Source organism: Clostridium sp. YIM B02555 (genome assembly GCF_022320955.1).
Lineage (GTDB): Bacteria > Bacillota > Clostridia > Clostridiales > Clostridiaceae > Clostridium > Clostridium saccharoperbutylacetonicum.
This window is the reverse complement of record NZ_JAKJJY010000001.1, coordinates 281,480-303,881: the sequence shown is the minus strand read 5'-3', so window position 1 is coordinate 303,881 and position 22,402 is coordinate 281,480. Positions and strand designations below refer to the sequence as shown.

Sequence of the window (22,402 nt, the reverse complement as noted above, 5' to 3'; positions counted from 1 at the left end):
TCCTTTGTTAAAAAGTTTAATATAACTATATTTAATTATAATTTGCTTTTATTCTGATATTCAACAAGTAAATATTGCTAACCCTATTTTATAGTATTCTTCTTTTAGATGTTTTAATTTATTACTTATTAATTATCTAAACTTTTGAACCCTTTTCCTAAAACTTCACTGGTTTCATTGACTGTAATAAAGGCTTCTGGATCGTTAATACTCATAAATTGTTTTAATTTAATAAATTGACCTCTTTTTAAAATAGTCAATATAACACAATTTTCATTCCCAGTATAACCACCTTTTCCATAAAATACAGTACACCCTTTGTCTATATCGTTAATTATAAAATCAGAAATAAGTTTTTCATGTTCTGTAAATACCATTACTTGCTTTGATACATTAAGTCCATCTATAAATTTATCGATTAGATTTCCTGTTAGATATATGCTTAATAAACCAAACAATGCTAGTTCAGTTCCAAAAGTGTACATAGCAAGTAAAACTACAACAGAGTCGGATATTAAAAGACTTTTCCCAAAATCTATATTCAAGTATTTATTTAAAATTTTTGCTATAATACTTGTTCCACCAGTTGTTGCATCTTGAGTAAGCATAATTGCTGTACCTAATGCTAAAAGTACACTTCCAAATATTGAAGCTAGCATTAAATTATTTGTAAAAGCTATCGGTGTATAAACCTTCTCTAATATTGCTAATGCAAAAGATAATGCAAAAGCTGCATACATGCTCTTTATTCCAAAATTGCCTCCAATGAGAGTAAATGCTAATATAAACAATATAACATTACATACTATCATAACAAGTCCTGTATCAAATCCTAAAATATTATTTATTACTAGTGCTAGTCCAGACACTCCACCAGAGGCTATTTTATTAGGAAAGAAAAAGAACTCAAATGCTACTACTACAAGTGCTACACCTATTGTTATAATTCCATATTCCTTTAGTTTTTTCATATTTTCCTCCTTTGTTTTACGAAAATTTTATCTTAACTACAAAATCTACTTATATTATAAGTATTTTTATTATTCCAATACATATATTACCCATTTTTCCTTAAAAAATAAAGCCTTCAAAAAGAAAAAACTAGACTTGTGTAAAATAAATTACTTCTAAGTCTAGTTAATATAGAATTTTATCTATATATTTTTCGAGGTTTAGTTGTCAATTTATAGATATAGAATTCTATTGCAAATACATCTAGCTTCTATCTTTAGCAAGTTTATTTTCTATTATTGCAACAACCTCATACATGATAAAAGCAATTACAGAAAGAATAACTATACTCATCATAACCATATCTAACTGGGCAACTTGTCCTCCATATACTATCAAAAAGCCCAAACCATTTCTAGCAACTAAAAATTCTCCCATTATTACACCAACCCAAGATAAGCCGACATTTATTTTTAAAGCTGCTATAAAAATCGGAATGGAATATGGAAATATCAAATACCGTAATATTTGTATCTTAGAAGCTCTAAATGTATTCATGAGCATAATTTTTTCTTTATCAATTTCACTAAAGCCTGTCAATACACTTATAATTGTTGTTATTACAGATATCAAAAGTGCAATAACTATTATAGCTGGCATACCATTTCCAATCCAGAAAATAATAATTGGAGCTAGAGCAACTTTAGGAAGTGCATTTAAAACAACTAAATAAGGATCTAATATTTTTGACAACTTAGGAGACCACCATAATACTATGGCTGCAAGCACTCCTAAAATTGTTCCCAAAGAAAAACCTAAAATAGTTTCATAGCAGGTAACACCTATATGCTTAAATAAACTTCCATCCTTATATAATCCAATAAAAGAATTCACTACTCTACTTGGACTGGAAGTCAAAAAAGGATCAATCCACTTAAAGTCAGCTGCTATTTGCCATAAAGCAATAAAAACAAATAAGATCATAACTCTGATAAAAGTTATTTCTTTCTTGGTTTTTCGCACTTTTTCCAAATAGACTTCATGTTCCTTAGAAATCTTGTTTATATTATTCTTCTTAAACACTTGTATGATTCAACTCCTTCCATAGCCTATTAAAATAATCTGTAAATTTTGGCTCTCTCCTCTTTTGAAATGGAGTTAAATCAGCATTGTTAAAATAAATTGGAACTTCAACTTTTACTTTTGATGGTCTTTGGGATAATACTATTACCTTTTCTGATAAGGATATAGCTTCAGCTATGTCATGGGTTACCATAATCGCTGTCTTTTTTTCAGATTTTATTATCTTATATACATCATCACATACCAAAAGTCTAGATTGATAATCCAAAGCTGAAAATGGTTCATCTAAAAATAATATTTCAGGATTCAAAGCTAAAGTTCTTATTAGTGCAACCCTTTGACGCATTCCTCCAGATAACTCACTTGGATAGTGATTTTTAAATCTTACTAAACCATAGGCATCTAGTAATTCATTTACTCTATTCTTAGCTTCATTTGTTAACTGTTTCTTTATTTTTAACCCAAGAATTACATTTTCCCAAACTGTATTCCATTCAAAAAGATGATCCTTTTGAAACATATACCCTATTTTATCTAAGTTCTTCTTTATAGACTCTCCTTTATATAAAACATCCCCTTGAGAAGGCTCTAATAAACCACTCATTATATTGAGCAAAGTCGATTTTCCACATCCTGATGGTCCTAGTATAGAAATAAATTCTCCATTATTTACTTCAAAATTAATATTCTTAAGGGCTTGAGTTTCTCCTTTAAGAGAATGATAATTCATAGATATATCTGTAACTCTTAGCAAATTCATATAAAATCACCACCTTTTAGTCTTTATGTGATTTCTATTTAACTGCTTTTTCAGCATAAGAGTTATCAACTATCTTGGAGAATTCTGGTCTGGCAGGAAGTAAACTCTTATCATAATCCGATATTATATCCATAAGTCTATTTAAATTTTCTTCTTTGATTTGTGGTGTATGTGCTATAGCATCTATCTTCTTGTAATTATCAATGACAGTCATAATAGTAGCTTTATCAGTTCCTGGAAAATATTTAATTATACTGTCAGCTACTTCTTCTGTGCTATGAGCAAAGAACCACTCTTGACCTTTATAAATAGCCTTTGTAAAACCTTCAATTACCTTTGGATTTTTTGTCATATAAGATTTTGTAGAAAAGAAACAAGTGTAAGGAATCTCCCCAGATTCTTCACCAACTGATGCTAGTATTGCTCCTGTGCCTTCCTTTACAAGAGCAGAAGCTGTTGGTTCAAAAAGTGCTACATAGTCGCCAGTACCTCCCTTAAATGCTCGGTACATAAAAAAGCGATTTTAGATAAGTGTATTTTGAGAGTTGATTTAAAAGATGAATTTAAAGATTTGCCAACAAATTCAATTGCTGAAAATTTGATTAGGTTTAGGAAGTTAAATAATTTAACTCAAAAAGAATTATCACTTCTTACTGGTATTAATAAATCAAGTATTTCTAAATATGAGCGTGGCGAGTTGTTTCCTTCTAGAAAAAACTCTATTATATTGGCTGATTTTTTTAGACTCGATACAAAATATTTTCATGATGATTACTTTGAAAACTTAGCTGTTCATTGCTAATTTTTATCAAAAAAATAGTTAATGAATCCGGAACATTAACTATTTCATATCCTTGTTATATAATTTATATAAAAATACCCTATAAGATAGATTTTTTTATGTTGTCCATCCTATAGGGTTCATTTTATTTGTCTTGGTTTTATTACATGTTTAGCACTAAATTTAATATTTCTTATATTCTAATAATCTTTTAATTTATTTTAACTCATATTGTGATTTTGTATCTAACTTATCATCACTAAAGTTAAATGTAGCAATTGAACCATCTTTATTAATATATGAATATAATTTAGCATCTGAATCCATTATTTTAGTTTCCGTAGATAATTCTCCATCCCCTAAAATTCCTTTAACTTGCTCGTAAGTCATACCATTTTGTATTTGATTATATTTATCCATTGTTATTTTAGCATCATAATCTTTTAAAAATGCTTGAGCCTTTATTGTCGCAGCACCATTTTGAAATGTTATACTTATATTTCCAATTCCAGAACCTTGCCATTGATACATTATTGTTTTTATTCCACCATCATCACTTGATGATGATTCTTTACCATCTCCAAGCAAGGCTTTTACCTCATCATACGATTGTCCCATTTTTATATTCATGAAATTTTCATATGTTATTTTAGTATCTTCTTTTTTAGTTTCTTCTTTCTTAGGCTCTTCTTTTTTATCATCTTGTTTAGCATTTGTATCAGCACTTTCACTTGATGTATTTGCAGTTTCTTTAGAATTATCTGATTTCTTATCATCACTGCATCCTGATAATAGAGCCATACTCATCATAGTTAAGACAATAATTGTAATAAACCATATATTCGCAATGGTTTTTTTACTTTTCATGGAATAATTTCCATTGTTCTTACTTTTAATCATTTTTAGCATTATTTATCCTCCTTTAAAGTTTATATACTAATTTTATATTATTTAAGTTTTTTGTCAATAAATTGCAATAGAAAAACTATATTGTAATATTAAAAATAATTTTGACAAACTTATCATCATTTCTGTATGTGATTTGTTATAAAAGAGTACTTTATAATATGTTGACATTTTTATTTTAATATGTTACTTTAATTGTATCAAATTAAATTTAATCAAATTTAATTTAGTATTATCACTTATCGAATATTATTAGGAGGTTGACTTATGAGTTTAATTGGATTGACTAAGGGTACTGATTTAGAAAAAAAAATTGATGAAATGTGGAAAGGTGAAGCAATGGCTGCGGCTGCTTATCATGCTTTTGCTATAGTTGCTAAAGAAAAAGGATTATTGGAATTATCAGAGTCATTAATGAAAATTGCTGCTGATGAAGCACGACATGGAGGTCTGTACGCTGCATTAAATGGTCACACAAATGAAAATTTATTAGAAACATTAAGTTCAATGGCTAATGGTGAAATTTCTGCCAGCGAACAAATAAAGGAATTATCTAATGAAATACATAAATTAGGTTTTGAGGAAGCTGCCCAAGCTGTAAAAGCTGCTGCTGAAGATGAATATGGACATGGCACACTTCTAAAAGAATTAGTTAAAAAATATTTATAAAACCGTTAAAAAGCAATTGTTATTAGAATTTTCCTAATCCACACAATTGCTTTTCCTTTTAAGTATTTATAATAAATATAGTAGCTGTTCTCGCTAGTTTATAGCATAAAACAAACTTCCTAATTTTTCTTTTAATTCTAAACATTTATCCATATCTAAATCCTGGCTCTCTATCCAAACTCCTTTTTCATTTCCTCTGGCATAACACTTTATGCCCTGAAAATAATTTAATACATAATTGAGATCCACCCCTTGAAAGCTTCCATCTCCATTATTACCATTTGGTAAATAAGTTGTAACTATATATCCTTTTTTAGATGATACATTAATTTTTTCATCAAGTTGTTTTGATATTTTTGAATCTATAGCATTACACAAAGCATACGCAAGATCATCCCATGAATATTTATTATAAATATCAATATCATCCTTCGAATCACAAAAGCAAATCTCAGAAATTAAATTTCCACATCTTATATGATTCATTTCATAAAGCCTTTCTAATTTAACACCACGATTATAAAAACCTAATTCAGCAAAATTATTGACTAATCTTTGCGCATATGGATATGCTGTACTTGCTTCACTTGAAACTAATACTTCTGTTCCATGTGCTGATCCATTATAGCAATTCATATGTAATGAGATAAATAAATCACAATTAGCTGAATTGCATTTCTCAGCACCTTCACTTAATTCTCCATTTTGAGTACCTGCATTTGAATTACAATCTATTACTGTATGTCCATATTTCTCGAATACTGCTTTAACTGCTTCATAATACTTTTTCATTTGCATATGCTCATCAACAATTCCTATAGCTCCTGTGCAATTATCGCTATGTCCTGCTCTTAATCCAATTATCATTTTCATCACTTCTTTCTTAAAATTTAAAAGTGATAAAAATAAGAATGGCTTTATTTATAACTTTTCATCCTATTTTTATCACTTAATATTCCTGGTATTTATTTTGGTTTTTTATTAATTTGCTGCAACTAGTGCCTGAACCTTGCTTAATTGATCTTTTAAACTTTCATTTTCAGCTGCTAATTTAGTATTATTGTCCTGTAGTTGTTTAAGTGCATCTACTTGAATTAATTTTTTACCTAATACTTCAACTAATAATTTTAAAATTGTTTTTATCATTTTACACTACTTCCTTTCAATCTCTCTTTTAATTTCTTTTACGTCTTCCTTGATATCTTCAACAATATTAAATTTATCTGTCATCTTATCCAATAAATTTTGGTAATTTGCTTCTCTTATTCCTGTTGTCTTAAGTACATATACTAATAAACATGCAAACATTCCATAGCCTAATCCTTGACTTAATGCAGCTCTAATCATTTCATCCATATAATACCTACCTTTTTTCAAATTTTTTGTAAAGAATAATAGACACTTACATTTCTGCAAGTGTCTAAAAAGACCTGTATTAAATAATTACTGTTACTGGTATTGTAATTTTTACTGTACCTGAAGGTAAAATATCTCCAACATTAACTACAATATTTGACCAAGTTGAACTAGAATCTACTTCACCTTGAGTAGTTACTATTCCACTAGTTATAAACTTAATATGTTTAGGCGCACTATCTTTAATTACTACTTTTTGGGCAGTTTTTGAACCTGTATTAGTAACTACTATAGTATACATAAATGTATCACCTACACATGCGGTCTTTGCATCCGATATTTTTACAACACTCAATGTGGTTTCTGCTAACCCATTGAATATTATTTCAGTTCCACCACTTGAAATATTAGTGTTATCTCCTTTTGCATATGCAGTATTCACTAGTTGTACCGACTTTTCTATTACAGTTACTATGCATGTTGCACTTAAATTGCCTTGTACTGTTTTAGCAGTTATTGTTGCTTGCCCTTCTTTTACTCCAGTTACATTTCCATTCGAATCCACTGTAGCTATTGAAGGATCACTTGATGTCCATGCTACTTGCATTCCTGCTGGTGTTGTTGTGGCTACTAAGTTTTGTGTATCTCCAGTATTTAAATTCAATGATGACTTATCTAAATTTAAACTAGTTATATACTTATATTCATAATGAGTAGTTTCTGAAGCATTTCCCGCATTATCTATAGCTCTAATATGAACATAAATAGGTTTTAATAGATCTAAGCCAGATAAGGATGCAGATATTGATAAATCTAAAGTGTCAATTTTATTATCAGGTTCTGTGTCCTTTACATTATCTACAACATATGAGTAACCTGCAATTCCTGATGTATTTACAGCTGAAACTGTATTTGAAATTATGTCTTGAGCTTCATTACCATTACTTGCTTTAACATAATATTCATAACTTGTACCATTATCATTTGCTTTAGAATAAGTTACATTTAAATTTGCATTATTACTTGATACATCAGTGATTGTAACTTTGTCTGGTACTGCAAAATCTTGACTCTTATGGTCATCGCAAGAAGTATCACTTGTTAATTGAGCTAAATAAAATAATGTATTTGCAAGTATTTTTTGTTCGTCTTCTGTTGCGGCTCCATTATTATTTCCTAGCTGAATCATTGCACAATTGTTATATGACATTAAATAGAAATTAGATGTATCTTTATAATCTGGGGATACTGAAAACTTCATCCAAATATCACCATCGGTTTTTTGACTAGTAGTATGGCTTATTGGAATAGTTAAAACTTCAGACAATTCATATGGATAATTAACAAGTAATCCTTTTTTATTTATTTTTACTTGTGTTACTGCTCCTTCTTGTACCTTAGATACACCAGAAGATTGAGAGGAAAACTCCATTTTCAAATAACTTCTTAAACTCCAAAAATTCGGATGAGCATCATATATAGTATCATGTCCAAATAGAACTCCCCTACCTGTACTTATATATTCTTTGATTGCTGTTGTTGCCAAACTTGATAAGTCATATCCATTATTAGTATTCCAAGCACCAAAATAGACAACATCATATGCCCAATTTCCATTGCTATCTTTTAAATAATTAGTTGGATTTGTATTAAAGTTCGTAATATCAACTTCATCAGTCGAGATTAAGTTTTTCCCATACTCATTCATCCAATCACGTGCATTATTGCCCTTACCTGGATATACATTTAATACTTTCACATTAATCTTTGAAGGAATACTTTGATAAACTTCCTCACTTTCACTTTTTGAATAAACTGTATAGTTATATCCCTCTCCAAGGTTTGTCCATTCAAGATGTATATAATTTTTTTCATTAATCGGTGTAGCTGTAATACTTAAATTATTATTTGATATATTATTATCCATTAATTTATACCTCCTTGTATTGTATAATTTAAAATACAATAGCTAGCTAACTATTTAATTTGTTTACTATTTTTTTACTTATAATATTGCAATATTAAAACTTTAATCTAATTTATCATCTGTATTTAATTCATTTATTTTTCAAAAATGTTTTATCTTTAGTTCTTAATATTATTATAAATCTATCGCTTTACTATTTCTTATAGGGTTTCTATAATTTTCCTCTACTCTTTCTATAATTATCCTATATAAAACAAAAAAAGCACCTTCATGGTGCTGCTATTAACTACAGTATTTAGTAAAAGTAAATCTATTACTTGTTTCATCACGCTAGAATATACCTTCATAAAATTTGAATATATTTTCTCTCTGCATTTGTTTATTTCTTTATCTTCTTTAATTTTTTATTCTCCTTTTAAATATGTTTAAAATCAGTTAATTTGCTTTCAATATCTTTAGTGCATTATCTAAAATCTGCATTCTTAATTCTGGTGGACACATTTTCATAACAATAGACACCTGTAGCTTTGCTAATAATTCATTAAAACTTTTTTCATCGTCCAATCCTATTATTGTTACCTTTAATTCATCGTCTTTCATTTCTAATCTCCTAAAATATAAATCATTTTATAATATTATCTAACATTTTAATTTGTTACTTTATTAATTATAAAAATCAAAACATATTCTACTGCATATTTAAATTTTTCAAGTAATAAAATCAATTGATTTATGTTAAAATGTGATTAGAATACTTATTAACGATACAGTATATAAAATATGTATGAAAAAATAATTTGAATTTCTTAGTTTAAATAAAGCATTTCTAAATTTATTGCATTATAAAAAGCACCTACATTTTAGTACGTGCACTATTAATATTATTTATTATTTTAATTTCTTGTATATCCATTTATATCTAAGTTTATAACTTTATCATAAATATCTGGTGTTATCAATGAATCCAATATGTCTGTAAACTTTTCTACATCATCTACATTTATTTCTTCTATTTCTAAATCAACATCCCCATGTGCATATGAGCATCTATCTAATATTATCATATCCAGTGATTCAACTAAACCAGTTCTATCACTTATGAATATTCTTTCTACTTTAGCTAATTTACTTACCAAATTATGCATTGCACAATCATTCCATTTAATATACTTAAATGCATAATATACTTGATAGTAATCTGCTAAAAAATAAGTACCAAGCATCTTGAAGCATTTAATGCAAATACATTATCACTTTCAACTCTTATGAGTTCTCTAATTTGCTTAAGCTTACCTTTTAAATCTTGTAAGTTCACTTTTAATTACCTCAACTTTTGCATTTCCATATTTATTTGTGCCCAAAGCCATCATAGCTCTAGTAGCCACTAATGATGCTCTTCTTTTATCTAAATGTGTCTTTACTGTAACAGTATTGGCAATAGGATCTACTTTTAAATCTTGAACTAATCCTTTTCTTACAAGCTCTTTTTTAACTAAATCAACATATTTATCTTTAAAATGTTAAAATATAAAATTCATTCCATAGTTGTAGACGAAAATAGATATAAACGTATTAGATTAGCATTAATGAAAAAGGAAGTCTCATATAATAGTTGTGAAATATAGTATTTTCCCTACTACTTTTATTTAAATGTATGTAGTCATGCTCAATTAACTTAACTTATTTATAAAACTACAATCAATGTATAAACACTTTGGAGGTATACTATGAAAGCAGCTATTTATTCAAGAAAATCAAAATTTACTGGTAAGGGTGAAAGTGTAGAAAATCAAATAGAGCTATGTAAAACCTATGCTAAAAATAATGGCTATGATGAATTTTATATATATGAAGATGAAGGTTTTTCAGGTGGTAATGTGAATAGACCTGAATTTAAATCTATGATGAAGGATGGCAAATTAAAAAAATTTGATGCAATTATTTGTTATAGGCTTGATAGAATTAGTAGAAATGTTTCTGACTTCTCTAGCCTTATTGATGAATTAAAAGATCTTAGCATAGATTTTATTTCAATCCGTGAGCAGTTTGATACTTCTAGTCCCATGGGTACTGCTATGATGTTTATTAGCAGCGTATTTGCTCAATTGGAACGTGAAACCATAGCTGAGCGTATTAAAGATAATATGTATGAGCTTGCTAAAACTGGGCGCTGGCTTGGTGGGACTCCACCTTTTGGTTTTTCTTCTGAACCTACATATTATTTAGATAATAATTCAAAGCAAAAAAAGATGATGAAATTATCTCCTATTGATGATGAAATATCTTTAGTTAGAATTTTATTTGAACAATATTTATCTCTTGGAAGTCTTGGAAAACTTCAAAAGTATCTTATTCAAAATAATATTAAAACCAAAAGAAATTCTAACTGGGATATAAAAGCTCTGCAGCTTTTACTTAGAAATCCTGTTTATGTTAAATCCTCTGACCTTGTAATAAGTTATCTTTCTACTAAAGGAGCAACTGTCTTTGGTGATCCAAATGGTAATGGAATCTTAAGCTACAATAAGAAAGATTCTAAAGATAAATATAAAGATATCAGCGAATGGATTCTTTCTGTTTCAAAACATGAAGGTGTAATTGATGATGATTTGTGGATAAAAGTTCAAAGACAGTTGGATAAAAATAAGGATCTTGCACCAAGACTAGTTAATGGCAGCGAATATGGTGTATTTAACTCAGTACTTCAATGTGCCAAATGTGGTGGTAAGATGATTCAAAAACAGGGCCATACCTCTAAAAAAACTGGAGAAATTCTTAGATACTATATATGTACAAATAAAATCAATTCCACAGAAACTACCTGTGATTCTAAAAATGTAAGACTTGATATATTAGAAAAGCATGTTATGAAAGAACTTTTTAAAGCTACTGCTGATAAAGGATCATTAATTAAAGCTATTGAAGAATATAAAAAATCTTTAGAATCAGAATATATTGATAAAGATAATATTAAAACTTATGAAAAACAAATTTCTCAAAAAGAGCTGCAGGTAAAAAACTTAATAGATAAACTCTCTTTAAATCCTAATATTTTTGATTTACTTTCTTCCAGAATTGAAGAATTAAATAAAGAGCTTAAAGAATTGAAATTTAAAAAGTTCGAATTAGAAAATACTAATAGTAATTTAAAAGCAGCCATTAAAGAAATTGATGCTTCTACTTCTATGATCCTTAATTTTAAAAGTATGTGGGAAAAGGCTGATTACTCTATGAAAAAGCTTCTTATAAATTCCTTAGTCAATTATATTTCTTATAATTCAGATACCAAGGAAGTAGTCATAAAGCCATTTTGCACTAATAAAAAAAAAGGCGCTCTTTAATGTAGCGCCCAAATGCTCCTGCAGTGGCAGCAAAATCAATATTAGTAACCATGTTCACATCCGTTTTAGGATTAATATTGTTTTTCTTCATAGCAGATTCTAACGCCATAGCTGGAACGCCCCCTGGTCTTCCTCCAATAACACTATGCCCTTTGATATTTATCCATTTAAAATTATCTTCTTTAGTTCTTCCAACTAAAAATGAGCCGTCCTTTTGTGTAAGCTGTGCAAAAAGTATTGGATAATCTTCTCTTCCTTGATTATTTGTATAAATTGTTTGTTCTGGTCCACAGAAACCTATATCTGCCGATTTACTCAAAACTGCCTGCATAGTTTTATCAGCACCTTGACCTGTTTGTAAATCAATATTAATACCATTTTCCTTAAAAAAACCTTGACTCATTGCTACATACATTGGTGCATAAAAAACAGATCTTGTTACTTCATTCAACCTTACCGTCACAGTTCCATCATCAGTCTTAGAATTGCTGCAGCCAAACAATGAAATAGCCACTATGCTTGAAATTAATATGGCTGTTGCCATTTTTAATTTCTTTATCATAAAAAGCATCTCCTACTAGTATTTATGTTGTATAATATGATTTTTAACAATAGATTGTTCTAGCATTGATTTTTTTAATTTATTTGTCGTTTTTCAAGTAATATGTTAATATATTATTGTTATTTTTATAAATATAATATTTTTATTTGGTGATTATTATAAAAATGCTATAATAAGTGTCACATAATTTAAAGGGGGAATTTTATATGCAATTATGGTCCATTATTGCAATTGGAGTATATCTGCTCATTTTGCTTGGGATCGGTTATTATTCTTACAGAAAAACGACTAATCTTTCAGATTATATGATTGGGGACAGAGGGCTTGGTCCTTTGGTAACAGCACTTTCAGCTGGAGCAAGTGACATGAGTGGCTGGATGCTTATGGGGCTTCCTGGTGCAGTATATGCAACTGGAATTTGTAATCTTTGGACAGGAATAGGATTAACTGTTGGAGCCTATTTAAATTATCTTTTACTAGCTCCAAGGTTTAGAGTTTACACAGAAGTAGCAAACGACTCCTTAACTGTGCCAGATTATCTAGAAAATCGATTTAAAGATAAATCAAACATGCTTAGACTTGTATCCGGTATGGTAATACTAGTTTTCTTTGTTCTTTATGTTTCATCTGGTCTTGTGGCTGGTGGAAAACTATTTGTAGATACCTATAAATTAACTTATACCATGGGAATTATAGTAACTTTATCTGTTGTTGTGCTTTATACATACTTCGGTGGCTTTTTAGCTGTAAGTCTTACAGATTTTTTCCAAGGAACACTAATGTTTATTTGTTTAGTTACTGTTCCAGTTGTAGCTTATATGAATATAGGCGTAGATCCTGGTACCTTTGTTAATAAAGTAAAAAACATTGATCCTGCATTATTTGATATGTTCAGAGGAACCAGCATAGCCAGTATTATTAGTTTAATGGCATGGGGACTTGGATATTTTGGTCAACCTCATATTATAGTTCGTTTTATGGCAATAAAATCTGCAAAAGAATTAAAATCCGCAAGAAGAATTGGTATTGGTTGGATGGCTATCGGTCTTCTAGGCGCTGTTGTAAGTGGTATTATTGGACTTGTATATTTCACTGATCATAATAGTCCTTTAAGTGATCCTGAGACTGTATTCCTTCGTCTTGGGGATATTTTATTTCATCCTTTTATTACAGGAATTATATTATCCGCTGTATTAGCAGCAATAATGAGTACTATTTCCTCACAGCTTTTAGTTTGTTCAAGTTCAATTACAAAAGACTTTTATCTTACTTTCTTAAATAAAGAAGCTTCTGAAAAGCAACAAATAGTAATAAGTAGATTAGCAGTATTAGTAGTTGCCGCTATAGCAACAATATTTGCATACTTACCAAACAAAACAATTCTTAATATAGTTGGTCAGGCATGGGCTGGCTTTGGTTCATCTTTTGGACCAGTACTTTTAGTAAGCCTTTATTGGAAGCGAATGAATAAATGGGGAGCACTTTCTGGTATGATTGTTGGTGGATTAACGGTTATTATATGGATATTATCTGGTCTATCAACTTATGTTTATGAAATGATTCCAGGCTTCACTCTATCACTTATTTCAGTTATAATTGTAAGTCTTTTAACTGAAAAACCTACTGAAGCTGTAAATGATGAATTTGAAAAAATGGAAAACATCTTAAGAGAGATGTAAGAAAATTTAAAAAGGGATATTTCAAAACTTTAAATTGAAATATCCCTTAATATATATATGTTCCAATTATCAATGTTCAACTATCAATTGTCATTATTCACGAAGCTCACATAGAAAGTTCGAATAGCGAAATGTACACCTATAAAAGAAGCAGCTATGCTGCAACCAAGAACTAATCTCTTTTTCGATTCTCACTTTTTCCTTCAGTATTTCTTGATATGAGCTGTAAAATCTTAATTATAACTTATTTATTATCTATTAAATCCTGAATAGGCTTCTTCTCCATGTAAATATACATCTAAACCTTCAGCTTCTTCATTTGAAGTTGCTCTTACCTTCATTACTGCCTTCATAATTTTAAGTATTACAAAAGTTATTACTGCCGCATATAATGCAGTTGCACAAGTTGATATTAAATGTGCTTTCAATAAAGCAAAATTTCCATATATTAATCCATCAGCTCCTGCTGGATTTATTGCTTTCGAAGCAAAGATTGCTGTAGCTATAGATCCCCAAATTCCGCCTACACCATGACATCCAAATGCATCTAAAGCATCATCATAGCCTAATTTTCTCTTTAATACCGCTATTGCAAAGAAACTTAAAGTCCCTCCAACTAGTCCAATTAATATAGCCGATGTAGGGCTTACAAAACCTGCCCCTTGGGTTATTGCAACTAATCCAGCTATAGCTCCACTGACTATTCCAAGTGCAGTAGGCTTCTTATATATTATCCATTCACAAGCTGCCCATCCAATTGCTCCTGCTGCTGCAGAAGTATTTGTGGTGAAGAGGGCATTTATTGCTACATAATTCATAGATAAAGCACTTCCTGCATTAAATCCGAACCATCCAAACCATAAAAGTCCTCCTCCCAATATTGCCATAGGTATATGGTGTGGCTCTGGACTTGGATGTCTTCTTTTCCCAATCACTATTGCTGCAACTAAACCAGAAATACCAGAATTAATTTCAACAGGATGTCCACCTGCAAAATCAAGAACTCCTAAATTCTTTAACCATCCGTTTGTTCCCCATACCCAGTGAGCAATAGGATCATAAACTAGGGTACTCCATAAAATTATTAATACCAAGAAAGCTGGAAAGGTCATACGTTCAGCAACAGAACCTGAAATAACTGCTGCAGTAATAGCTGAAAACATAAGTTGAAATATTACAAATTCTAAATGTGGTATTGTACCTGCATAATCTGCATTTGGTGTAATCCCTATATTACTTAAGAATCCCCAATCTAAGCCTCCAATTACACCTTTAATATCTGGCCCAAAGGCTAATGTATACCCAACAAAAATCCATTGTAGTGATATAATAACAAGGGCTGCGTAATTCTGTATTGTTATACTCAATACATTTTTGCTTCTTACCATTCCACCATAAAATAAAGCTAAGCCAGGTACCATTAACATTACTAATGCAGCACAAATAAATACAAATCCCATGTCTGCGCCATTTAACAATTCCATCTTTCTTATTCCCCCTTGAATAATTTAAGTTAAATTATAATTTCACTTAACATTTGATGACAAATAAAAAAGCGCATTCACTTCAAAGGTACACCTCTTACAAGATATATCTTTCTTTGAAATGAAAACGCCATTGTTTTCTACAAAATTATATATTTTTCTTATTAATGTTATTAGTTTACTATCATCGATTTTCTATGTCAATATAAAATGTAAAATTTTTTTCATATTGTATTGATATTTGTATTTTTATATTTCAATTCACAAGTACTATGTATATTATCATGAAATTTCATTATAATTTCTTCAAGGAATAAAAAAGATACTTATAATAACTTTTCAATTATTATAGATATCTTCGTTTTCTATAATCTTCACTTACCATAGTTTTCTTTTCAATTAGATTATTTGCTCTCTATTTTCAGTTGAAAATTCTTCTCCTGGATTAATATCTAAAACAACACGTCTAGGCTCTGCAATTGATATTTCATGCTGGCATTCCCATTCATCATTTTCTGAAATTCCTTGTATTATTTTTATATCTGCAACAGCATCTCCCTTATCAAAAATATAGTATCCATAAGAATATAAAATGTTTGCTATTTCATTTGGATCTAAATTTTTAAAATGACATTGTAAATCATATAATCCTATTGCTGAAAGACCTAGTGTATCCATCAAATATTCTTTTTCATTTCCTTCAATATTAAAAAGCCTCACATTTAATATACCAAATAAAGGGTCATAATCATCATCTAATGGATTATTTTTTAAATAATCCTCTCTGCTTATTACTTGTTCTGAAATGTAATAATTTATTCCTTCACATTGTATTAATTCTACTATAGCATAAAGTGCTTTTTGAAAAAGTTCTATTCTTTTAGCATAATCTAGCCCAACAGCCATTGTATCTGTTACTAAAACATTATATTTACACTTTGCAATTAATTCTTTCTTATTATCATAATTCCATGATTGCTCTAATGATCTTTTCAATTTCTCATTTTGTGAATCTTCATCACATAAGCTAATTGTTATAGCAACAGGAAGACTTGCATTTTTATATTCCATAATGTACTCTAAAAACCCAAATGTAATTGATGTCTCTTGTTTAGATATAATTTCAATTTTTCCACAATACTTTTTTAAATTTTCTAATAAATTATCTTCTAAATTAATTGGTTGTTCTTCCATCCAAAGTTCAACGCCATACATTGCTACAAAAGCATCTGGTTCATCTTCTAATTTTCCTTCATCATTTACTTCAAATTTATTCATTACACAAACCTTCTTTCTTATTTGAATATATACTTTCATCTATTTGCATATAACCATGCTTGGCACACATAAAAAAGTTGTCTCAAAATATAATTACTTTGAGACAACTCTGCCTATTAAATATTAAATTAACAGTATTATACCATTATCTATATAAATTTAATACAAAAATAATCCTCTATATTTGATTTTTCTTCTGAAATATTACACACTTATATATTATTAGCCCCTTTAGTTGCAGGACCTTCCACCCAGTTTCCTTCATAATCAAACCTTGAGCCATGACAAGGACAATCCCAGGTTAATTCATCTGCATTCCAATGAAGTTCACAGCCTAAATGCGGACACTTTGTTGATATAGCAAATATCCTTCCATCATTATTCTTATATACTCCTGCCTTTTGACCTTTATATTCTATTATTCCCCCATGACCCTTTTCAATATTCCCCGTATGTTCTTCTGGAATATCAATTCTTTGAGCTATAAAATTCTTTGCTGTTATTACTAAATCCTTAGCTGCAGTTTTCATAGATGCAGACATATCAAAACGTCTTGGAGAAAATATTTCTGAAAAATCATTTTCCTTTTCAAGAATAATATCACTTATAATCATTGCAGATACCATCGAACTTGTCATTCCCCATTTCTTAAATCCAGTTGCAACATAAACATTTGGAAGACTTGATGAGTAACGTCCTATATATGGTATATCATCTAGTGTCATACAATCTTGTGCTGACCAATGATATTTTTCTATAGAATTAGGATATAGTTCTTTGGCCGCTTTTCTTAATTCCTCATAAGCTCCGCCCGACTCATTCTCCCCTGTTCGTTGAGCTGATCCTCCAAATAGCAACAAGTTTTTATAATTTCTAAAAGAATATCCTTTTTTATCACCAGATTTATACATGCCATCTACTTCTTGCGCATTTTCCAATGCAATAACATATGACCTTTCTTGATGCATTCTCATGAAATAATACCCTGGAACATTTAAAAATGGATAATGTGTTGCAACTATAATATGACTTGCTTTAATTTCTCCACCTTCTACAATTACTTTATTTTCTTTAATATCTATAGCTCTAGTATTTTCATATATAGTTAACTTTTCAGAAATTGGCTTTAGAAATTTTAATGGATTAAATTGAGCTTGATTTTTAAATTTTAATGCACTTTTAATCTCAAAAGGAAGGTTTACTGACTCTGCTAATTCTGCATCAATCCCTAACTTTTTAGCTGCATTATATTCTTTTTCAATATTTTCAGCACTTTCTAGAGAATATACATATGAATCTTTACATTCAAAATCACATTCTATTTTTTCTTCATCTATTATTTCCTTATACCTCTTTATAGCAAGTTCATTTGCCTTAGCATATTGCCTAGCTCCTTCTTCTCCAAATTCCTTAAATAAAGTATCATAAATTAATTTATGCTGACTTGTTATTTTGGCTGTAGTATTCTTTGTATTTCCACTTGCAATGCTTTTTGCATCAATAACTACTACATTTCTTCCACTTTTGTTAAGCATATATGCTGTTAACAATCCAGTAATGCCTGCACCTATAATAACAATGTCACATTCTAAATTTTGATCTAATTTTTCTCTTTCTTTAAACTTTACTTCTGAACTCCATATACTTTCCACAATATTCACCTCGTCATTAGTGTCCCTTACTTCTCTAATAATATACAATTAATTAATACTGAATGATTTGTGTTGAAATTCTATACATGAAAAAATTAGGGTTTGCTTTGCAAACCCTAATTATCTATAAACTCCATATTCCAATTGAAATATCCTGTTTCCTCATTCTTTTCGTATTTAAAATATGCTGAAAAAGTATTTCCCTTTTTACTTTTCAAATTTCTAAAGCCTACTTTGCCGTTTTTAAGTAAAAGTTCTACCATTTCTTTTGATACGTTTTTTCCAAAGGATCTAATATATTTATCATCCTTCCAAATAGTGAACTTACAACCATTTTTCCAATTGCTGCAACCAAAACTTTTTTCACCTTCAACTACTGGATTTCCACATACAGGACAAGCTCCAACGCTTTCAGTTCCCTTTGGTATTTCTACTTTAAATCTCGATAGAGCACCAGTATCATTTTTTATTAACTCTACAGATTTTACAGTAAAGTCAATTATCAACTTCATGAAATCGCTTTTAGCAAATTTACCTTTTTCAATATCTGATAGAGTTTTTTCTAATCTTCCTGTATATTCTAAATCAAGTAAATCCCTTACTGGAAATATTTCAACAATATTTCTACCAAGTTCTGTACACATAAGGCTTTTTCCTTTTGTTTTTAAGTACCCTATATCTTTTAGTTTTTTTATAGTTTCAGCTCTAGTTGCAGGCGTTCCTATACTAAAACCACTTAAAATAGCCTGCATCATTTCATCTGAATCTTCATCTTTATCTTCAAGGCCCTTTCCGCAGGTTTCCATAACTCTTAGTAAAGTCTTTTCAGTATGATATTTAGGTGGTTTCTTAGTAACCGCATTTACCTTAGCTTCTATAATATCAACATTTTCATTTATTTCAACTTTTGGGAGGATTACATCTTTACTTTCTATTTTTTCTACTACCTTCCAGCCTTCAACCAGCTTTACTTTTCCTTTTGAAATAAATTCACCATTAACCTCTGGATTATTAACCTTTAAGGTTACTTTTGTTTCTTCAAACTCAGCTATAGGCATAAACTGCATTATGAATCTGTTCTTTATAGCTTCATATACTATATTTTCATCTGCTGACAAACCTGTTGGCTTAATATATGTTGGTGTTATAGCACTATGGCTTTCAACCTTTGAGCTATCAAAAATTCTTTTAGAGGTGGTAAATTTAATATCCTTCTCATAAGGTAATCCTGACTTTAAGGTATCTAAAACTTTTTTAGCTCTGTCTTTTAAACTTTCTTCTAACACTACACTTGCTGTTCTTGGATAAGTTGTGAATTTCTTTTCATAAAGAGATTGTGCAACCTTAAGAACTTTATCAGAGGTCCACCCCTTGTATTTACTAGTAATATATCCTTGTAAATTAGATAAATTAAATAAATATGGAGGATATTCTTTTTTTAACTCTGTCTGCTTGTCAACAATCCTAGCCGTTGCCCCTTTGAGTAAAGGTAGAAGTTTATCAAGATCTTCTTTTTGCTCAAATTTCTCAGATTCATTTTCATAATATAATCCTTCAAATTCTTCATTTCCTGAATTCTTGAAATTTGATACCAATTTATAATAAGTAGTTGCTGTAAAATTTTCTATCTCTTTGTCTCTATCATAAATGATCTTTAATGTAGGAAGAAGAACCCTTCCTATATTAATAGTCTTATTTTCTTCAAACTTATATTTTAAAGTACTTACTGAAGTTAGATTTATTCCAATAATCCAATCACTCCATTGCCTTCCTATCCCTGCATCTTGAAGTGGCTGCATTTCTTTATTATCTTTTAATGCTTCCATCCCATTTTTAACTTCATCAGGTGTCCATTCATTTAAAAGTAATCTGTATATTGGTTTTTTCACATCAAAATAACCAAATAATTCATCAGCTATAACTTGACCTTCCCTATCAAAGTCAGTAGCTGAAATTATTCCATCAACCTCTTCTTTATCAATTAGAGCTTTAATTATTCCAAGCTGCTTTTTAGCACCCTTATCTTCTGCTGTTCTATCTATACTATCACATTTTACTTTATATAAAAAATTTTCAGGAATAAATGGAAATTTTTCAAATCTCCATCCCTTCATGCTTTCATCATAATCTTTTGCATCATAAAGCTGTATGAGATGTCCAAATGCCCATGTTATATAATAACCATTACCTTCAAAATATCCATCTTTTCTAGTTTTTATTTTAAATGCATCAGCAATATTTTTAGCAACAGATGGCTTTTCTGCAATTATAACCTTCGCCATAATATCTTTTCCTCCTTATTACTTTCAGCATTATCTATCTTATCATTAAATCAAATTTTAAACCAGCATAAATCTATTTACAATTGTCAATTATAAATTAATGTTAATATCTTCAAGTTTTCGATATATATAATTAATATTTTACATATCAATTCAAGAAATTCAGAAAGACAAGTGTATATAAAATAAGTGAAAATGCAACATTCTCCTTAAAGCTTTCATAGTTAACTGACATGACAATTAAACATTGATAATTATAGCATATATGCGCGCAATGAAAAAAATAATAGGCCAACACTACACTGGTCTACTACTTTTTCACTATACTCACTCTCAACAACTGTAAATTGTACACTGTGAACTGTAAATTGCCCTAAACTCTGTTTCTCTTTTCACCTCTATTAAATGCACTTATATTTTCAAGCAAGTCAGCAAATAATCTATTTCTAGCTTCCTCACTTGCCCAAGCTATATGAGGGGTTAAAACTAATCTTTCTTTATTTTTAGTTTTCAAAAGTGGATTATCTCCTGGAATTGGCTCTACTTTAAATACATCTAAAGCCGCTCCTCCTATTATTTCTTCATCTAAAGCTCTAGACAAATCTTCATCGACTACTATAGGCCCTCTTCCAACATTAATTAATACTGCATCTTTTCTCATTTTAGTAAAGGCTTCGTAATTAAATAATCCTTCTGTTTTCTCATTTAGAGGAGCATGGATAGAAATTATATCACATTGCTTTAACAATGATTCAAATTCCACTCTAGCATAATCAGAATCTGCATTTTTGCCTGAAGTTGAGTAATACACTACCCTTGCGCCAAAGGCCTGAGCAATTCTTGCAACTCTCTTTCCAATGTTTCCAAGACCTACTATTCCCCATACCTTTCCACATAAATCTCTATATGGTACTTCTATATTAGTAAACATATTATGTTTAGAATATTCTCCTGACTTAACAAAATGATCGAAATAACTAATATTATCATATAAGTGTAATAACATTGCAAAAGTATGTTGAGCCACTGTAGTTGTCGAATACCCACTAACATTAGTTACTGTAATATTTTTTTCTTTGCAATATTTTATATCTATATTATTAAAGCCCGTTGCCATTTCGCATATTAATTCTAATTCAGAAGCCTCTTTTAAGTTGTCTTCATTTAAAGCCACTTTATTAGTTAATACTATATTTGCATCTTTAATTCTTTCTGCAACCTCTTCTTTTAAAGTTAAATCATAATAAACTACTTGGCCAAATTCGTTCAATTTAATATAGTCTACATTACCTAATGTTTTACCATCTAATACTACTATTTTTTTCATATTCAATCCCCTTTCTAACTTTAAAATACTCAAATTATTATACAAATAAATCCCTAAATCTTAACTTAACTATATTAATAATACAAGAATTTAAGGCAAATGTAAACTTTAACTTCCTTATTTTTACATATCAAAAAATAAGACTTATAAATACAAAACAAAGTTTTATATTTGTAAGTCCTAAGTAAAATTTATTATAGATATCCAACTTATAAATGGAATATACATGCATCATTGAGAAATTATAATCGTAACACTACACTAGAAATTAGATACCTATTTGTGCAAGCGGCATATGAAATTAAGCTGTGATGGTTGTTAGTGGAAGGTTGTTCCATTTTCTGCTTGTCATAAATTTATTTTA

At 29.4% G+C, this 22,402-nt stretch carries 19 protein-coding genes and 2 pseudogenes; 4 read left to right on the top strand and 17 right to left on the bottom strand.

The genetic code is table 11. The annotated features are described in order from the left end of the window. Nucleotides 1-128: 128 nt before the first annotated feature. The 4 genes and pseudogenes from L3B98_RS01310 to L3B98_RS01295 form a co-directional block, all read right to left on the bottom strand. Nucleotides 129-971, bottom strand: coding sequence for a YitT family protein (locus L3B98_RS01310; RefSeq protein ID WP_015391141.1), 843 nt, complete (start codon nt 969-971; stop codon nt 129-131). 244 nt (nt 972-1,215) lie between these two features. Next, nucleotides 1,216-2,007 carry an ABC transporter permease gene (locus tag L3B98_RS01305; protein ID WP_026106443.1) on the bottom strand — a complete coding sequence of 264 codons (792 nt, stop codon included), beginning with the start codon at nt 2,005-2,007 and terminating at the stop codon, nt 1,216-1,218. A gap of 19 nt (nt 2,008-2,026) precedes the next feature. Further along, on the bottom strand, nt 2,027-2,794 hold the full coding sequence (locus L3B98_RS01300) for an ABC transporter ATP-binding protein (protein WP_015391139.1): 768 nt from the start codon (nt 2,792-2,794) through the stop codon (nt 2,027-2,029). A gap of 34 nt (nt 2,795-2,828) precedes the next feature. Continuing rightward, nucleotides 2,829-3,296, bottom strand: a pseudogene (locus tag L3B98_RS01295) (ABC transporter substrate-binding protein); the annotation flags it as partial. A gap of 36 nt (nt 3,297-3,332) precedes the next feature. On the opposite strand from L3B98_RS01295, the gene L3B98_RS01290 reads away from it, so the two are divergent. Further along, entirely contained in the window at nt 3,333-3,596 is a 264-nt protein-coding gene (locus L3B98_RS01290) for a helix-turn-helix transcriptional regulator (RefSeq protein WP_173696271.1), read from the top strand. A gap of 195 nt (nt 3,597-3,791) precedes the next feature. On the opposite strand, the gene L3B98_RS01285 is transcribed toward L3B98_RS01290, so the two are convergent. Beyond that, nucleotides 3,792-4,484 (bottom strand): beta-lactamase-inhibitor protein BLIP, encoded by a 693-nt coding sequence (locus tag L3B98_RS01285; RefSeq protein ID WP_238915256.1) that lies wholly within the window; start codon nt 4,482-4,484, stop codon nt 3,792-3,794. A 264-nt stretch (nt 4,485-4,748) separates the two neighbouring features. Between L3B98_RS01285 and L3B98_RS01280 the strand changes: the two genes are divergently transcribed. Continuing rightward, a complete protein-coding gene (locus tag L3B98_RS01280) occupies nt 4,749-5,150 on the top strand; it encodes a ferritin family protein (protein ID WP_238915254.1) in 402 nt (133 codons plus the stop codon). A gap of 93 nt (nt 5,151-5,243) precedes the next feature. On the opposite strand, the gene L3B98_RS01275 is transcribed toward L3B98_RS01280, so the two are convergent. From L3B98_RS01275 to L3B98_RS01250, 6 genes are all read right to left on the bottom strand, one after another. After that, nucleotides 5,244-6,017, bottom strand: coding sequence for an N-acetylmuramoyl-L-alanine amidase (locus L3B98_RS01275; protein ID WP_238915253.1), 774 nt, complete (start codon nt 6,015-6,017; stop codon nt 5,244-5,246). Between the two features lie 114 nt (nt 6,018-6,131). Continuing rightward, entirely contained in the window at nt 6,132-6,296 is a 165-nt protein-coding gene (locus tag L3B98_RS01270) for a hypothetical protein (RefSeq protein ID WP_238915252.1), read from the bottom strand. A gap of 6 nt (nt 6,297-6,302) precedes the next feature. Beyond that, the gene (locus L3B98_RS01265) at nt 6,303-6,506 is read right to left on the bottom strand and encodes a BhlA/UviB family holin-like peptide (RefSeq protein WP_077360867.1); all 204 of its coding nucleotides are present in this window, start codon (nt 6,504-6,506) and stop codon (nt 6,303-6,305) included. A gap of 79 nt (nt 6,507-6,585) precedes the next feature. Beyond that, nucleotides 6,586-8,433 (bottom strand): Ig-like domain-containing protein, encoded by a 1,848-nt coding sequence (locus tag L3B98_RS01260; protein WP_238915251.1) that lies wholly within the window; start codon nt 8,431-8,433, stop codon nt 6,586-6,588. 435 nt (nt 8,434-8,868) lie between these two features. Continuing rightward, nucleotides 8,869-9,033 (bottom strand): hypothetical protein, encoded by a 165-nt coding sequence (locus L3B98_RS01255; protein WP_238915250.1) that lies wholly within the window; start codon nt 9,031-9,033, stop codon nt 8,869-8,871. 293 nt (nt 9,034-9,326) lie between these two features. Further along, entirely contained in the window at nt 9,327-9,656 is a 330-nt protein-coding gene (locus L3B98_RS01250) for a hypothetical protein (protein WP_238915249.1), read from the bottom strand. A gap of 504 nt (nt 9,657-10,160) precedes the next feature. Between L3B98_RS01250 and L3B98_RS01245 the strand changes: the two genes are divergently transcribed. Continuing rightward, nucleotides 10,161-11,774: a recombinase family protein gene (locus tag L3B98_RS01245; protein WP_238915247.1), complete on the top strand. Its 1,614-nt coding sequence runs from the start codon at nt 10,161-10,163 to the stop codon at nt 11,772-11,774. A gap of 10 nt (nt 11,775-11,784) precedes the next feature. On the opposite strand, the pseudogene L3B98_RS01240 reads toward L3B98_RS01245, so the two are convergent. Then, a pseudogene (locus tag L3B98_RS01240) lies at nt 11,785-12,336 on the bottom strand (ABC transporter substrate-binding protein); the annotation flags it as partial. A 206-nt stretch (nt 12,337-12,542) separates the two neighbouring features. Between L3B98_RS01240 and putP the strand changes: the two are divergent. Next, complete coding sequence (gene putP / locus L3B98_RS01235; protein ID WP_238915243.1) at nt 12,543-14,015, top strand: sodium/proline symporter PutP; 1,473 nt, start codon at nt 12,543-12,545, stop codon at nt 14,013-14,015. A gap of 251 nt (nt 14,016-14,266) precedes the next feature. Here putP and L3B98_RS01230 read toward each other — a convergent pair whose 3' ends face one another. The 5 genes from L3B98_RS01230 to L3B98_RS01210 form a co-directional block, all read right to left on the bottom strand. Beyond that, nucleotides 14,267-15,499, bottom strand: coding sequence for an ammonium transporter (locus L3B98_RS01230; protein ID WP_238915241.1), 1,233 nt, complete (start codon nt 15,497-15,499; stop codon nt 14,267-14,269). A 399-nt stretch (nt 15,500-15,898) separates the two neighbouring features. Continuing rightward, nucleotides 15,899-16,777: a DUF4261 domain-containing protein gene (locus L3B98_RS01225; RefSeq protein WP_238915240.1), complete on the bottom strand. Its 879-nt coding sequence runs from the start codon at nt 16,775-16,777 to the stop codon at nt 15,899-15,901. A 212-nt stretch (nt 16,778-16,989) separates the two neighbouring features. Beyond that, nucleotides 16,990-18,429: an FAD-dependent oxidoreductase gene (locus L3B98_RS01220; protein ID WP_238915239.1), complete on the bottom strand. Its 1,440-nt coding sequence runs from the start codon at nt 18,427-18,429 to the stop codon at nt 16,990-16,992. 116 nt (nt 18,430-18,545) lie between these two features. Further along, complete coding sequence (locus L3B98_RS01215; protein ID WP_238915237.1) at nt 18,546-20,711, bottom strand: type IA DNA topoisomerase; 2,166 nt, start codon at nt 20,709-20,711, stop codon at nt 18,546-18,548. A 373-nt stretch (nt 20,712-21,084) separates the two neighbouring features. Continuing rightward, nucleotides 21,085-22,038, bottom strand: coding sequence for a D-2-hydroxyacid dehydrogenase (locus L3B98_RS01210; protein ID WP_238915235.1), 954 nt, complete (start codon nt 22,036-22,038; stop codon nt 21,085-21,087). Nucleotides 22,039-22,402: the final 364 nt, after the last annotated feature.